The sequence below is a fragment of the Arthrobacter sp. UYCu723 genome, from assembly GCF_054059215.1.
In genome coordinates this window covers 4658558-4671140 of sequence record NZ_JBSSBW010000001.1, presented here as the reverse complement: position 1 = coordinate 4671140, position 12583 = coordinate 4658558, and the positions used below count along the sequence as shown (strand labels likewise).

Sequence of the window (12583 nt, the reverse complement as noted above, 5' to 3'; positions counted from 1 at the left end):
CAAAACTCACTAGAGTAGGGTGTCATTGAAGCCCTGGCCGGACCCGACGGAGGGCCGGCCAGACGCCTTCCGGAGAGGTACACCCAGTGTTCTATTGGTTCATGAAGACGTTCGTTCTCGGGCCGGTGCTGAAGCTGCTGTTCCGGCCCTGGGTCAAGGGTCTGGACCATGTTCCCGCCGGGGGCGCCGCCATCCTGGCCTCGAACCACCTCTCCTTCTCCGATTCCATCTTCATGCCGCTCACGGTGCCCCGTCCCGTGGTGTTCCTGGCGAAGTCGGAGTACTTCACGGGCAAGGGGATCAAGGGCAGGCTGACCGCCGCCTTCTTCCGGCTGACGAACCAGCTGCCGATGGACAGGTCCGGTGGAACGGCCTCGGCGATGTCGCTCAACGCCGGCATGGACGTGCTTAACAACGGATCGCTTCTCGGGATCTATCCCGAAGGCACGCGCAGCCCCGACGGCCGGCTCTACCGCGGCAAGGTGGGTGTGGCACGGCTGGCGCTGCAGGCCCGGGTCCCGGTCATTCCGGTGGCCATGATCGGCACGGACAAGGTCCAGCCGATCGGCAAGCGGCTGCCCAACATCCGGCGCATCGGAATGATCTTCGGGGAGCCGCTCGACTTCAGCCGCTACTACGGCATGGAGGATGACCGGCTGATCCAGCGTTCCGTGACCGACGAGATCATGTACGAACTGATGCGGCTCTCCGGCCAGGAATACGTCGACGAGTACGCCGCCGTCGTCAAGCTCCGGCTGGCCGGAAAAGCAACGGACAAGCCCGACGACGGAGCCGCCGGAGACCCGGCAACACCCGGAACTGTGTGACGGTACCCGTCCTGTCGATGACGGGCGGCTCCGTCGATCACCGCGAAGGCAACTATCCTAAGAAGGTGACTGAGTTATCTGCGCCTTCGGCCTCCCCGTTCACCGGTTCCTCCCTGAGCAGCACTGCCCAGAGTGGTGCCGCCAACTATCCCGGCCTGGACCGCTGGCGGGAGCTGCCGGCCTCCCAGCAGCCAAGCTGGTCGGACGGGGCAGTCTTCGAAGCCTCGGTCAAGGAACTCTCCGTCCTTCCGCCGCTCGTTTTTGCGGGCGAAGTGGACATCCTGCGGGAACGGCTCGCAGCGGCGGCGCAGGGCAAGGCGTTCCTGCTCCAGGGCGGCGACTGCGCGGAGACGTTCGAGGCCGCGACGGCGGACAGGATCAGCGCCCGGGTCCGCACGATCCTCCAGATGGCTGTCGTTCTCACCTACGGCGCGGCCATGCCGGTCATCAAGATGGGCCGCATGGCAGGCCAGTTCGCCAAGCCGCGCTCGTCCAATGACGAGACCCGCGACGGCGTCACGCTGCCGGCGTACCGCGGCGACATCGTCAACGGCTACGACTTCACTCCGGAGTCCCGGGCGCACGATGCCAGCCGGATGCTCAACGCCTACCACACCTCCGCCTCGACCCTGAACCTGATCCGTGCCTTCACCCAGGGTGGTTTCGCGGACCTGCGCCTCGTGCACCAGTGGAACAAGGGCTTCACGGAGAACCCGGCCCATGCCCGCTACGAGTCGCTGGCGCGGGATATCGACCGTGCGATCAAGTTCATGGCCTCCTGCGGGGCTGACTTCGAGGCGCTCAAGCGCGTGGAGTTCTACGCCAGCCACGAGGCGCTGCTGCTGGAATACGAACGCGCCCTCACCCGGATCGATTCGCGCACCGGATTCCCCTACGACACCTCCGCGCACTTCCTCTGGATCGGCGAGCGGACCCGCGAGCTGGACCACGCCCACGTCGATTTCCTGTCCCGGGTGCGCAACCCGATCGGTGTGAAGCTGGGGCCGTCCACGAGCGGCGACGACGCACTGCGCCTGATCGACAAACTGGATCCGGACCGCGAGCCCGGCCGCCTCACGTTCATCACCCGGATGGGCGCGTCCAATATCCGCGAGAAGCTGCCACCAATCGTGGAGCGGGTCACGGCCTCCGGCGCGCAGGTCCTGTGGGTTACCGATCCCATGCACGGCAACACGGTCACTTCGCCCAACGGCTACAAGACCCGCAACTTCGACGACGTCATCAACGAGGTGCGCGGCTTCTTCGAGGTACACCACGCCCTCGGAACCGTCCCGGGCGGACTGCACGTGGAGATGACCGGAGACGACGTGGCCGAGTGCCTCGGCGGGGCGGACCCGATCGACCAGGAAGCCTTCCTGGACCGCTACGAATCCGTCTGCGATCCGCGCCTGAACCACATGCAGTCGCTGGAGATGGCCTTCCTGGTGGCAGGCGCCCTGTCCAAGCGCTAGGGACCCTTCTCAAGCAGCAGAAAGCTCCGCCCGGCTGGTTTCAGCCGGGCGGAGCTCGTTAACTGCTGATCCGGCTCTGGTCAGACCACCTTCAGGGTGACAACGGAACCCTCGGGGGCTTTCTCATTCTTCGGGTCCTGTTCCCGGACCGTGCCGAAGAATCCGCCAAAGATGTTCTCCACGCGGACTTCAAACCCGAGCTCCTCGAGGGCCTCTTGCGCTTCCTTGGCCTGCTTCCCGACGAAGCTCGGGACGTCGACGAGCTTGGGGCCCTTGGAGATCGTGAGGTTCACGGTTCCGCCCTTGGTGAGGTTGCCGGAGGCCGGGTCCTGTGCCACGACGGAGCCCTTCGGGATCTTCCGGTCGTTGACCGTTTCCGGCGAGATCACGGCTTTCAGCCCGGCCGCTTCCAGGGCCTTGACCGCCGCGCCCTGTTCCTGGCCGCGCACATCCGGCACCGGGATGGGCTGGGGGCCCTTGGACACCGTCAGGTCCACGGGGGTGCCGTGCCGCACCGGATTGCTGCTGCGGGGAGCCTGGGCCAGGACAGTGCCGGCGGCTGCCGATTCGTCGAAGGTCTCGGTGATCAGCCCCAGCGCCATCCCGGTGCCGTTGAGGGCCGTCTTGGCCTCGTCCAGGGTCTTTCCGGTCAGCTCCGGTAGGGGGAACAGCTCCGGCCCCTTGGAGACGGCAAGGGACACGGTCTGGAACTTCCGGATGACCTGTCCGGCTTCGGGTTCCGAGCCGACGACGAGCCCTGGCGGGACGTTGTCGTCGTAGACGTCCTTGGTGGTGGACTGGAAGCCGGCCGTCCGCAGCAGCTGCTGCGCTTCCGCCACGGTCCTGTTCGCCAGTTCCGGAATCGTCCCCGGGGCGCCGGGACCCATGCCGAAGAACCAGCCGGCGCCGGCGGCCAGCAACGCTGCAATGACCAGCAGCACAATCCACAGCAGCCCCCGGCGTCGTGCATTGCCCCCGCGCAGGCTCCGGACGGGCGTGGCCGCGGCCCGCTGGCGGGCCCTCTCCTCATCGCGGTCCTGCTTTCGTTGGGCACGCTTGCCGGCGGGGGCCGCCACGGGTTTCAGACCGTCATCGCTGTACGTTTCCCGGTCCGGGAGCTCCTCCGGGGCGGACAGCGGGCCGTAGGACGGGCGCCGGGGCGGCGCGGACATCACGGTGGTGGGATTGCTGCCCCGGGAGATGACTTCGGTAGGCCGTTGGATCCCGCCGATCACCTCGGTCCGGGACTGGGCAGCGTAGTCCTCCGGGGGACCTTCCGAGCGATCTTGCCGGGGGTCCGCGGAGGCGGCGACGCCGGCCGGCGTCGCCGGTGCGGCCGCAACCGCGGGCAGGGCGCTGCGGCCCGCCGGGGGCTGGATATCGAGTTCGGCGTCGCTCAGGTTGGTCCTGATGTGGCGCAGCTCAGACAACAGTGCGTTCCCGTCCACGGGCCGTTTATCGGGATCGTTGGCGGTGCACCACTGCACCAGTTCATCGATTTCGTCGGCCAGGCCCGGCACCAGCTCCGAGGGTGCCCCCACGGTCGAGTTGACGTGCTGGTACGCCACCTGGATGGGAACCTCGCCGTCGAACGGCTGCCGGCCGGTGATCATCTCGTACAGCATGATGCCGACGGAGTAGATGTCGCTGCGGGCGTCAGCCTGCTTGCCGAGCACCAGTTCGGGGGAGAGGTAGGCCACCGTTCCGATCAGCGCGCCGGTGCTGGTCGAGGTGGACACGGCCCGGGCCAGTCCGAAGTCGCCGACCTTGATCCGGCCGTCGTCGGCAATAAGCACGTTTTCGGGTTTGATGTCCCGGTGGATGAGGCCGGCCTCGTGGGCGGCCCCCAGACCTTCCACGACGGGGGCGATCAGTGCCAGGGCGAGGCGCGGCGCGAGCGCACCCTTGTCCGTGATGACGTCCCGGAGGGTATGGCCCTTGATGTACTCCATCACGAGGTAGGCGATCCGGCCGTCCTCGCCCTGGTCAAGGACGCCGACGACGTGCGGATGGGACAGCCTGGCCGCAGCCTTGGCTTCGCGGCCGAGGCGGTCCAGGAATTGGGGGTCGCCGGCCAGATGGGGGTGCAGCACCTTCAGCGCGACGCCGCGCTCGAGGCGGCGGTCCATGGCCAGATAGACCGTGGACATCCCGCCGCTGGCCAATCTGGACTGAATCAGGTACCGGCCATCCACCAAGGTGCCAACGAGAGGGTCCGACGTGTAATCCTGCACCTTACGATCCTAGTCGCTGCACGGAAACGGGTCCGGATCAACATGCGATCCGGACCCGTATCGTTACCCTTCGAGGGCTTGGCGGAGCGCCTTAACACCCCACCGGTTCTGTCCCGGGACTTAGCCGAAGTTCTGCTGGTTGGCCTTGATGGAGGCAACGTACTGCTTGGTGTCCTCGTACATTCCGTACTTGCTCACCGAGTACTGGCCCTGGTAATAACCCGCAATGGCGTCGTCCAGGTCGCTGCTGGTGCGGATGAGCTGGCGGATGATGGCGACGCCGGCGGTGGCGTTGTCATAGGGGTCCAGCAGGTTGAGCTTGCGGCCCACGAGATCCGAGGCCCACTCGCCCGAGGACGGGATCACCTGCATGGTGCCGATCGCGTTGGCGGGGGACACCGAGCGGTGGTTGAAGCCGGATTCCTGAAGGGCAAAGGCCAACGCCAGCGAGACGTCGACGCCCATCCGGCGGGCTGTGTCGGCCACAATCGACTTCATCTGCTCGCGGCTCGGGACCGGGGAAGCGTTCAGGACTGCCTTGTTCTCGTTGGCGGAGCTCACCACGGCGGCCGGGTAAGTGAATCCGAGGAAGGTGCTCGGCACCAGCGGCGTCACCGGGGCCGGAGGCTGGCTCGAAGCCGGTGCGATCGATCCGCCCGGAAGCACCAGCTTCTGGCCGGGGTAGATCACGGTGCTCATGGTCAGCCGGTTGGCGGAGAGGATGTCGGACAGCTTGACGCCGTTCCTGGCCGCGATGCCGGAGAGGGTGTCACCGGCCTTGATGGTGTACGAACCGGAGGCCGGTGCCGGGGCCGTGGGAGTCGAGGCCGGTGTCACCGGAGCCGGCGCGGACGGTGCGGGAGCGGACGGCGCCGTGGTGCCGGAGCCGATCGTGATCTTCTGGCCGGGGTAGATGATGGAGCCCATGTTGAGCCCGTTCCAGCCGAAGACCTCGGAGAGCTTGACGCCGTGGCGGGCTGCGATGGCGCCCAGGGTGTCTCCCGGCTTGACGGTGTAGGACCCTCCGGTGGAGGACCCGCCGGGGGAGGCCGGGGCCGCTGGAGTCGAGGCCGGTGCCACCGGAGCCGGCGCTGCCGGATCGGCAGCGGACGGCGCCGTTGTGCCGGGGCCGACCTTGATCTTCTGGCCCGGGTAGATGATGGAGCCCATGGTGAGCCCGTTCCAGCCGAAGACCTCGGAGAGCTGGACGCCGTGGCGGGCCGCGATGGCGCCCAGGGTGTCTCCCGGCTTGACGGTGTAGGACCCGCCGGCGGAGGCCGGGGTGCTCGGCTGAGCCGCCGGAGCAGGTGCCGGGGCAGGTGGTGTGTTGCCGCCAAGCTTGATCCTCTGCCCGGGGTAAATGATCGTGTTGGCCTGCAGATTGTTCAGCGCCAGGACGGCGTCGGTGTCCAGACCGAATTTGCCGGCGATTCCGCTGACCGTGTCACCGCGCGCGATCGTGTACTCGGCGGGGGCCGTCACCTGGGCCGGGCGGAACGAGCTGGGGATGGCCGCCGAGACGGAGCTGGACGGAATCATGGCGGATGCCGGCAGGGTTGCCGACTGTGCCTGCGCGCGCATGGCAGCTGCCAGCGTCGCCGGGATCGCGCGGCTGCGGACTTCTGCCGACGCCGGCTGGGCGATCGCCAAAGAGGAAAGGACGACGGCAGGCAGGGCGGCGGTCGTGGCCGCAATCATCGGCAGGCTGGGCCTCGCCTGGTGCTTCGGCGAACGTGACGTCGTCATGGGAAAAATCCTCTTCTCAGCGGCGAACGCTGCGGGTCAGGCCGGTGTTACTGGTGTTACCAGTGTGACCAAAGTTATTGCTGTTACAAATGTGATCTATGTGAATCTCTCATGAATTGGGAGTTAGCACAAGAACCCCCGGACATTCTGCAAACAAACACTTGCGGAGTGTCGGTGGAAATGCCGATTCGGATGCGTTGAACAAAGCATGTCGATCCGCGTGAGCGTGGCAAGGGCCTGCCGCCAGGGTCCGGCACCGGTATCAACGACTGCCAAACAGGTGCCCGCAGTAATCGCTCAGCCTCGACTAGGCGCAGAAGCGTCCGCCATGGCAATCTTGATCCGTGAGTACTGTAGAAAGCCTCGTTCTACAATCCCGCCCGGGCCGGGCAACGAAAAAGCGGCACCTGACCAGCGAAAACGCTGATTGGGTGCCGCTTTTTTTGTGCCCAAAAACAGGGCAGGGGCCACAAAAGGGCCGGTTATTCGGGCCTCAGTTTCCGCATCTCTGCCCGTAGCCGCACCACTCCCTCCGGGTCAAACTCAATCTCTGGTGCGTACCGGAAGTATTCGGCCCGCGCCGTCTGGTAGGCCAGGCCGGCGGATAGAGTGGCGATCTGCTGGATGTGCGGTTGCAGGTCCGCTTCGGGCAGCGCCGCGGCGTCCGGCATAACCTCGCCCGCGATCGGCGCGAACTTCTCCGCCCACTGATTCACTTCCCGAGTCGCGTTGCGCAGCACGTCACGTCAGTCATGCCGAGCTCCTAGTTTGTCTTGCGATCGAGAACCGCAGTGTTGTCCTGCGTGAGTTTCTGCTTTTCGATGTAGTGCTTCCTAGTCACGGCGTCGGACGAGTGCCCAAGCTGCCCGGCCGCGGCCTCCGCGCCGGACTCCCTGGCGATCAACGTCGCCACGGCGGTACGGAAGTCCCGCTGCTTCACACCAGCCCATTCCTGCCCGCACGCCTGCCGCCACAACTGCGTCACGTTCGACGGCTCCAACCATGCGCCGAAACGGTTCGGGAACACCATCTCAGCCTTCGCCGCGAGCTTCCGCCTGGCGAGCATCGGCCACACAAAGTCCGGGACCGTGATAGTTCGTTCGCCGGCCTCCGACTTCGGATGATCCTGCCGGTGCAAGCCTTGCACAGTGTCCCGCTTCAACGTCCCGGTCACGGTGAGTGTCCGGGCCTTGAAATCGAAGTCTGTCCACAGCAGCCCCAGCATCTCGCCCGGCCGGAGCCCGGTGGCGATGAACAGGTCCGTCATGTCCGCGAAGTACGCACGCCGCGGATCCGTCTTGGCCCATTCCGCGATGTGCGCCCGCAGCTTCTCGCCTTCCTCAACCGTCATGGCTTTCACCTTGCGCTTCTCCACGGAGACTTTCGTTTCCCGGATCGGGTTCACCTGCACCGCGTCATACCGTGCGGCCAAAGCGAACATGAGGGACAGGACCACCCGCGACTTCACAGCCACGGACGGTGCGTCCTTCTTCCCCTGCAGGAACGCATCGACCCTGCCCACTGTGACCTCGCGGCACCGCAGAGCACCCATGCCGGGGATGATGTGGGACCGGAGGACTTGTGCGTAGGAGTCTTTGGTCTTCTGGCTCGTGGTGAGCGTTGCTTGCCATGCCTGGGCAAGTTCCGTCACTGTCGAGTCTGCAGTCACCACCCCGGCCGTGCCGAGCGCGCGCCCGTCAAGCCTTGCGTCGAGCGCGTCCCGGGCCCGCTGCGCCGACGCCGCCGACGCCTTCACGCGCCGCGTCACCCCGTCAACGTCCCGGTAGTAGCAGTACGCGGTGTGCGTCTTCCCGTCCCGCCGCGTCCACACCTGGCCCTTGGAGCCGATCGGCAGGCTAGGCCGGCCGCGCACAGAACGTGCCTATCTGCTTAAACGTTGCCACTTGGCACGTATCGCTACGCACAACGTCACGCCCGAGCCTTGCGAAGGCGCTCCACGACGGCGGGCGCGAACTCTGCAGCTTCCGGCCGGCTGATGATGGAGCGCAGCAGCGTCTCATACATTGAGTCGTTCTCCGTGAAGTTCTCTCGGACGCCGCGCCGATACTCGGCCGCGTTGCGGTGCGGCTGGCCCTCATAGGTGAGGATGTTCTTCTCCAACTGGCTAAGCATGGATAGTGCCTTTCCCGGCTTCTTCACAAGCCGTGTGTATAGTTGCTTCCTCTTGCGGCGTGAGTGTCCTAATGCGGGCCCTCACGTCATGGATTGTTACGCCTAAATGCTCGGCCAATCCGTGGATGGTCATGGCTGATGCGAACCCAACGATCAATTGGGCCAGAGTGATGTGCATTTTGTGACGGGTCCCCAAGCGTTATCTGGTATTTAATAAGTCTGATTAGATCAGTACCCGTATCCTACGACATCATGCTGACACTTTAGGGCCACCTGGTTTAGAACGGATCCTTGCCGGCCAGGATCTCATCCGCACTCGCCATTAGCTGAGACATGGGCATGTTCAGTGCGATAGCGATGAGCCTGACTTGGTTCAAGTCCGGCTGGCGCTTGCTGTTGACGATCCGGGAGAGCGTGGACCTGGGGATTTCTGTCAGGCGGGCGACGTCAGCGATGTTCAGCTGCAGCATTCCCATCTTGGCGCGGATCACCGTCATGAGAGCGTCTGTGAAGGCGTCTGGTTGGTCTTTTGATCCTGTAGGCATGCGGACAGTCTTACATATCCCGCACGATGCGTGCAATAGGTGGGCAAGCTGGCCCAAGTGGCACACAGCGTACCAAGTAGTACAAACCCAACACTGAGTACACAAACAGGTAATTTCGTAGCGAAACGTGCGTAGTGGGTTGCAATCGTGCCAAGTGGGACGTATTGTTCATGTCATGACCTTCCCAACGATGACCCAAGTCGCCGGCCACTTAGCCGCCGAACGCAACGGGCAAGGGCTCACCAATAAGGACTTAGCAGCAGCCACGGGCATCAGCCCGAGAATGGTTGCCGCGAAGCTCGAAGGTGAGCGACCGATCAGCACAGGCGACCTCGCCCGGCTGACCGAAGCACTAGGCACCACCCCCGGCCAGGTTTACACCGCACTGGCCTAAGACCCGAACAGGGCAAGAATTAGCCACCCGGACACGCTTGACGGCGCGAGGGCAGGCGACCGTTGTTTGAGAACTCAATAGTGAACGCGAACCAAGACATCCATAGTGACCCGCCTGGACGGTGAATGAGGGATGTCACACCCCGCCGCGTCATTTTCCCAGGACGCAGGGCCGCATAGTACGGCGTGCCATATGGCACGGACGGCAGCGCGGCGGGGGCCCTGAGCCGATTTGGCGGTTGACCGGGTTCGATCCCCGGCAGGGCACGAAGTAACCAACAAATCAGGGGGGAACAAATGCAGAAAACACCAACGCAACTCTTATCGGATCTGCTCGCCGCACTCGGCGGGATCCCGGAGGACGCCGCGAATTACCGTTCCGTCAGGGAAGCTACCAAGCTGGCGACAGACGCGCTGGCGCTTCTCACCCCAACCCCCACCACCTAGCAGAAGGAGCGTGCCATATGGCACCCGCAGTAACCAAAGAACAGATGATGACCACCGTGGAGGCGGCACAGTTCCTCTCCCTCTCCCGGAAGACGCTCGAGAAGTGGCGCACACAATTAGTGGGCCCGCCGTACCGGAAGCTCGGCACCGCCGTCCGGTACAAGTACACCGACCTCGAGGCATGGCTGGACGAGTCAGAACAGGCCGGCAACCCGTGAAGGACTGGATAAACATGGACGACCTCTTGAACACCGAAGACGCAGCCCAATACCTGACCGACCTCGGGATCCCTACCGTGCGTCGGACGATGGAGAATTGGCGGTACAAAAATTGCGGGCCAACGTATTTTCGCGTCGGCCGACGCACCGTGTATGCACCTAAAGAGCTCAATCAATGGGCCGAGTTGCAGATCGCGCGGGTAACGCCATGAGAGGCATCGTCCCCCGCCTGTATGACCGCCGCCTCGCACTGGGGCGGGTCCGAGTGTGCCAGTCCCCAGCTAGCGGACTGTGGTGGGCAGAGCGTCGCCTCCCCATCTTTGACGGAGACATAGAAACGCTAGGCACTCACCAATGCAAGGTATTCAACACCCACGCAGAAGCGATCGCCCAGGCGACCGCGTGGGCCCCGAAGAAAGCAGCCAAGCCGTGAACGGCATTTTCGTACTCGTCCTGGCAGTCACGATCATCATCGGCTTCCAGATCATCCCCGCAATCAACCACGACAGGAACAACCGATGAGCACTGCATACACCGAGCCGCCGAAGGTTGCGGCGAAGATGTCCTTCCACTCCGAAGCCGCCGCCGCACGCATGAACTCGGTTCACCCGCCCACGCCGGCGCAGATCGAAGCAGCGAAACGTGTCGTGTTCCGCGAACCCGACGCCGACGTCCTGGGCATGATGATCTTCAACGAGGCGCTATGAGCCTCCACGCCGAGCTCCGCGAACTGATCGCGGCCGCAGACCAGATTGTCACCGTCGCGCATCTGCGTGGCATCCTCGCCCGTCACCCCGAGCCCGCAGTCCCGGATCCGGCCGTGCGTTGGGGAGTGCGCTTCAAGCAGACCGGCAACATGTGGCGCCAGTTCATCCCCGAGTACCAGGCCCGCGACATGTGCGACAACCTGAACAAGATCAGCCACGACTCAGTAGAAGTCGTGACCACCACCCACACCCCCGGCGTCCGCCCGGCACCCTGGGTGCCCGCCTGATGTGCAGCCTCCAAGAGCACATCGAACGCGAACGACGCGCCCGCATCGAACTCGAAGCAGCGGAAGACCCCACACCCCACGGCGGGGAACTCGTCACCGACCCCGGCGACTCACCCAGCTACCAGAACATGAGGACCGAATGAAAGTCCACGAAGCAGTCACCGCCGTCATGGAAGACGTCGGAGCCGTCCGTAAAGACGGCCGCAACACCCAGCAGAACTTCAACTTCCGCGGCGTCGATGCCGTTGTGAACGCGCTCTCCCCGGTCATGCGGAAGCACGGCCTCACCGTCCATTCTTCCCGGGTGACGAAGGAGGCCAGCGGGAAACAGTTATCCGGGGGAAAGTCGGCAACCTCAGTTGATGTGACGGTTGACTACACGTTCACCGGCCCCGAAGGCGACACGTTCACCGCGCAGGTAGTCGCGGAAGCCTTTGACATGGGCGACAAGGCAACAGCCAAAGCGATGTCCGTCGCCTACCGCACATGCCTGCTGCAGACGTTTGTTCTCCCCACGGACGACAAGGACCCGGACGAGCAGAACTACGAGCAGGAACGCCACCCGCAGCAGCGCGCCGACCAGGGCCCGAACCGGGCCGAGCAAGCACTACTGAACGCCGCTGGCGACCTCACGAAACTGCAGGCAGTCCGCAACTGGGCCAACCGCTCCGGCGCACCCGCCGAATACATGGCCCGCCTCGAGAAAGCCATCACCGAAGCCACCCCCGTCGAAGGGAACGTACAGCCATGACCACCTTGAAGGAACAGAACCTCCGCTTCCTACTCATGAAGACCCTGACGGACATGGTGAAGACGGAGACGGACGCCGGCCGCGGCGAACTCATGGAAGTCCTCCTGGCACAGTTCGAGGAAACGGGCACGAAGTCGTTCAGTGTCGGCATCCCGGGCGCGGAGAAGGTGGCGACGTTCACGATCGCGGAACCGAAGCCGGGCCATAAGGTCAACGACGCCGAATTGTTGGAATGGTGCCAGGCGAACCGCCCCGACCTCATTGAGAAGGTGGAGCACCCGCAGATCGACGCATGGACGGAACTGCGGCTCGCTGACCGCACAGAGAAGTGCATCACCACCGAATACAAGCTCGCCAAGGACACGTACATCACGGAGGACGGCGAACCGATCCCCGGCGTCGAGTACATCCCCGCCGGCACCCCCAAATCATTCACCGTCCGGTACGAGAAGGGCGGGCAGGAGCGCGTCATCGAAGCGTGGCGCTCCGGCGAACTCGGCACCATCGAACCCGGGAAAACTCTCCCGCAGATCGGTGGCGCAGCATGAGCGCCATCCATGTAGAAAACAGCGTGACCATTAACCACAAGAAGCTAGGCGCCGAAGTGTGGGAATGGGACGCCGACCAGCAGGCCGATTTCCTGGCTGGATTTGCCAAAGCGTTTCGAGGCGCAGAAGGCACGGGCATCTTCCAGATCAGCTACATAGCGGATGAACTCCACCGCGAACCAAGCAACCTGGAGGCTGTCCGATGGCTGAACGACCGGCTGACCGAATATCTCGCGGAGCCGGTATGAGCCTCCCACGATGCTGCATACAGACCC

At 64.5% G+C, this 12583-nt stretch carries 17 protein-coding genes; 11 read left to right on the top strand and 6 right to left on the bottom strand.

Annotated features, from left to right (window positions below):
- Window positions 1-86: 86 nt before the first annotated feature.
- Both ACVWZ8_RS21895 and ACVWZ8_RS21890 read left to right on the top strand, forming a co-directional pair.
- Window positions 87-827, top strand: a complete 741-nt coding sequence (locus ACVWZ8_RS21895) for a lysophospholipid acyltransferase family protein (protein WP_456505839.1) — start codon at window positions 87-89, stop codon at window positions 825-827.
- 65 nt (window positions 828-892) lie between these two features.
- Window positions 893-2299, top strand: coding sequence for a class II 3-deoxy-7-phosphoheptulonate synthase (locus tag ACVWZ8_RS21890; RefSeq protein WP_456505838.1), 1407 nt, complete (start codon window positions 893-895; stop codon window positions 2297-2299).
- Window positions 2300-2379: 80 nt separating this feature from the next.
- Here the strand turns inward: ACVWZ8_RS21890 and ACVWZ8_RS21885 are convergent, their stop codons facing one another.
- From ACVWZ8_RS21885 to ACVWZ8_RS21860, 6 genes are all read right to left on the bottom strand, one after another.
- Window positions 2380-4533: a protein kinase domain-containing protein gene (locus tag ACVWZ8_RS21885; RefSeq protein WP_456505837.1), complete on the bottom strand. Its 2154-nt coding sequence runs from the start codon at window positions 4531-4533 to the stop codon at window positions 2380-2382.
- 120 nt (window positions 4534-4653) lie between these two features.
- On the bottom strand, window positions 4654-6279 hold the full coding sequence (locus ACVWZ8_RS21880; protein ID WP_456505836.1) for a LysM peptidoglycan-binding domain-containing protein: 1626 nt from the start codon (window positions 6277-6279) through the stop codon (window positions 4654-4656).
- Between the two features lie 482 nt (window positions 6280-6761).
- On the bottom strand, window positions 6762-6995 hold the full coding sequence (locus ACVWZ8_RS21875) for a hypothetical protein (RefSeq protein ID WP_456505835.1): 234 nt from the start codon (window positions 6993-6995) through the stop codon (window positions 6762-6764).
- 47 nt (window positions 6996-7042) lie between these two features.
- Window positions 7043-8152, bottom strand: coding sequence for a site-specific integrase (locus ACVWZ8_RS21870; RefSeq protein WP_456505834.1), 1110 nt, complete (start codon window positions 8150-8152; stop codon window positions 7043-7045).
- 56 nt (window positions 8153-8208) lie between these two features.
- A complete protein-coding gene (locus ACVWZ8_RS21865; protein WP_456505833.1) occupies window positions 8209-8412 on the bottom strand; it encodes a DUF3263 domain-containing protein in 204 nt (67 codons plus the stop codon).
- 278 nt (window positions 8413-8690) lie between these two features.
- Window positions 8691-8957: a helix-turn-helix domain-containing protein gene (locus ACVWZ8_RS21860; RefSeq protein WP_456505832.1), complete on the bottom strand. Its 267-nt coding sequence runs from the start codon at window positions 8955-8957 to the stop codon at window positions 8691-8693.
- Between the two features lie 175 nt (window positions 8958-9132).
- On the opposite strand from ACVWZ8_RS21860, the gene ACVWZ8_RS21855 reads away from it, so the two are divergent.
- The 9 genes from ACVWZ8_RS21855 to ACVWZ8_RS21815 all read left to right on the top strand — a co-directional run bounded on the left by ACVWZ8_RS21855 (window position 9133) and on the right by ACVWZ8_RS21815 (window position 12556).
- Window positions 9133-9351 (top strand): helix-turn-helix domain-containing protein, encoded by a 219-nt coding sequence (locus ACVWZ8_RS21855; RefSeq protein ID WP_456505831.1) that lies wholly within the window; start codon window positions 9133-9135, stop codon window positions 9349-9351.
- 296 nt (window positions 9352-9647) lie between these two features.
- On the top strand, window positions 9648-9797 hold the full coding sequence (locus ACVWZ8_RS21850; protein ID WP_456505830.1) for a hypothetical protein: 150 nt from the start codon (window positions 9648-9650) through the stop codon (window positions 9795-9797).
- 17 nt (window positions 9798-9814) lie between these two features.
- Complete coding sequence (locus ACVWZ8_RS21845) at window positions 9815-10015, top strand: helix-turn-helix transcriptional regulator (RefSeq protein WP_456505829.1); 201 nt, start codon at window positions 9815-9817, stop codon at window positions 10013-10015.
- Between the two features lie 518 nt (window positions 10016-10533).
- On the top strand, window positions 10534-10722 hold the full coding sequence (locus ACVWZ8_RS21840) for a hypothetical protein (RefSeq protein ID WP_456505828.1): 189 nt from the start codon (window positions 10534-10536) through the stop codon (window positions 10720-10722).
- The gene (locus ACVWZ8_RS21835) at window positions 10719-11009 is read left to right on the top strand and encodes a hypothetical protein (RefSeq protein WP_456505827.1); all 291 of its coding nucleotides are present in this window, start codon (window positions 10719-10721) and stop codon (window positions 11007-11009) included. Before ACVWZ8_RS21840 ends, ACVWZ8_RS21835 begins: the two co-directional genes overlap by 4 nt.
- Window positions 11009-11152 (top strand): hypothetical protein, encoded by a 144-nt coding sequence (locus ACVWZ8_RS21830; RefSeq protein ID WP_456505826.1) that lies wholly within the window; start codon window positions 11009-11011, stop codon window positions 11150-11152. Before ACVWZ8_RS21835 ends, ACVWZ8_RS21830 begins: the two co-directional genes overlap by 1 nt.
- Window positions 11149-11760 carry an ERF family protein gene (locus ACVWZ8_RS21825; protein ID WP_456505825.1) on the top strand — a complete coding sequence of 204 codons (612 nt, stop codon included), beginning with the start codon at window positions 11149-11151 and terminating at the stop codon, window positions 11758-11760. Before ACVWZ8_RS21830 ends, ACVWZ8_RS21825 begins: the two co-directional genes overlap by 4 nt.
- The gene (locus ACVWZ8_RS21820; RefSeq protein ID WP_456505824.1) at window positions 11757-12308 is read left to right on the top strand and encodes a hypothetical protein; all 552 of its coding nucleotides are present in this window, start codon (window positions 11757-11759) and stop codon (window positions 12306-12308) included. The genes ACVWZ8_RS21825 and ACVWZ8_RS21820 overlap by 4 nt, the downstream gene beginning before the upstream one ends.
- Window positions 12305-12556 (top strand): hypothetical protein, encoded by a 252-nt coding sequence (locus tag ACVWZ8_RS21815; RefSeq protein WP_456505823.1) that lies wholly within the window; start codon window positions 12305-12307, stop codon window positions 12554-12556. Before ACVWZ8_RS21820 ends, ACVWZ8_RS21815 begins: the two co-directional genes overlap by 4 nt.
- Window positions 12557-12583: the final 27 nt, after the last annotated feature.

What these genes read in the sequence shown, in the direction of transcription:
- ACVWZ8_RS21880 (WP_456505836.1), bottom strand. Translation starts at nt 6,279, where the DNA reads ATGACGACGTCACGTTCGCCGAAGCACCAGGCGAGGCCCAGCCTGCCG.
- ACVWZ8_RS21865 (WP_456505833.1), bottom strand. Translation starts at nt 8,412, where the DNA reads ATGCTTAGCCAGTTGGAGAAGAACATCCTCACCTATGAGGGCCAGCCG.
- ACVWZ8_RS21860 (WP_456505832.1), bottom strand. Translation starts at nt 8,957, where the DNA reads ATGCCTACAGGATCAAAAGACCAACCAGACGCCTTCACAGACGCTCTC.
- ACVWZ8_RS21855 (WP_456505831.1), top strand. Translation starts at nt 9,133, where the DNA reads ATGACCTTCCCAACGATGACCCAAGTCGCCGGCCACTTAGCCGCCGAA.
- ACVWZ8_RS21850 (WP_456505830.1), top strand. Translation starts at nt 9,648, where the DNA reads ATGCAGAAAACACCAACGCAACTCTTATCGGATCTGCTCGCCGCACTC.
- ACVWZ8_RS21845 (WP_456505829.1), top strand. Translation starts at nt 9,815, where the DNA reads ATGGCACCCGCAGTAACCAAAGAACAGATGATGACCACCGTGGAGGCG.
- ACVWZ8_RS21840 (WP_456505828.1), top strand. Translation starts at nt 10,534, where the DNA reads ATGAGCACTGCATACACCGAGCCGCCGAAGGTTGCGGCGAAGATGTCC.
- ACVWZ8_RS21835 (WP_456505827.1), top strand. Translation starts at nt 10,719, where the DNA reads ATGAGCCTCCACGCCGAGCTCCGCGAACTGATCGCGGCCGCAGACCAG.
- ACVWZ8_RS21830 (WP_456505826.1), top strand. Translation starts at nt 11,009, where the DNA reads ATGTGCAGCCTCCAAGAGCACATCGAACGCGAACGACGCGCCCGCATC.
- ACVWZ8_RS21825 (WP_456505825.1), top strand. Translation starts at nt 11,149, where the DNA reads ATGAAAGTCCACGAAGCAGTCACCGCCGTCATGGAAGACGTCGGAGCC.
- ACVWZ8_RS21820 (WP_456505824.1), top strand. Translation starts at nt 11,757, where the DNA reads ATGACCACCTTGAAGGAACAGAACCTCCGCTTCCTACTCATGAAGACC.
- ACVWZ8_RS21815 (WP_456505823.1), top strand. Translation starts at nt 12,305, where the DNA reads ATGAGCGCCATCCATGTAGAAAACAGCGTGACCATTAACCACAAGAAG.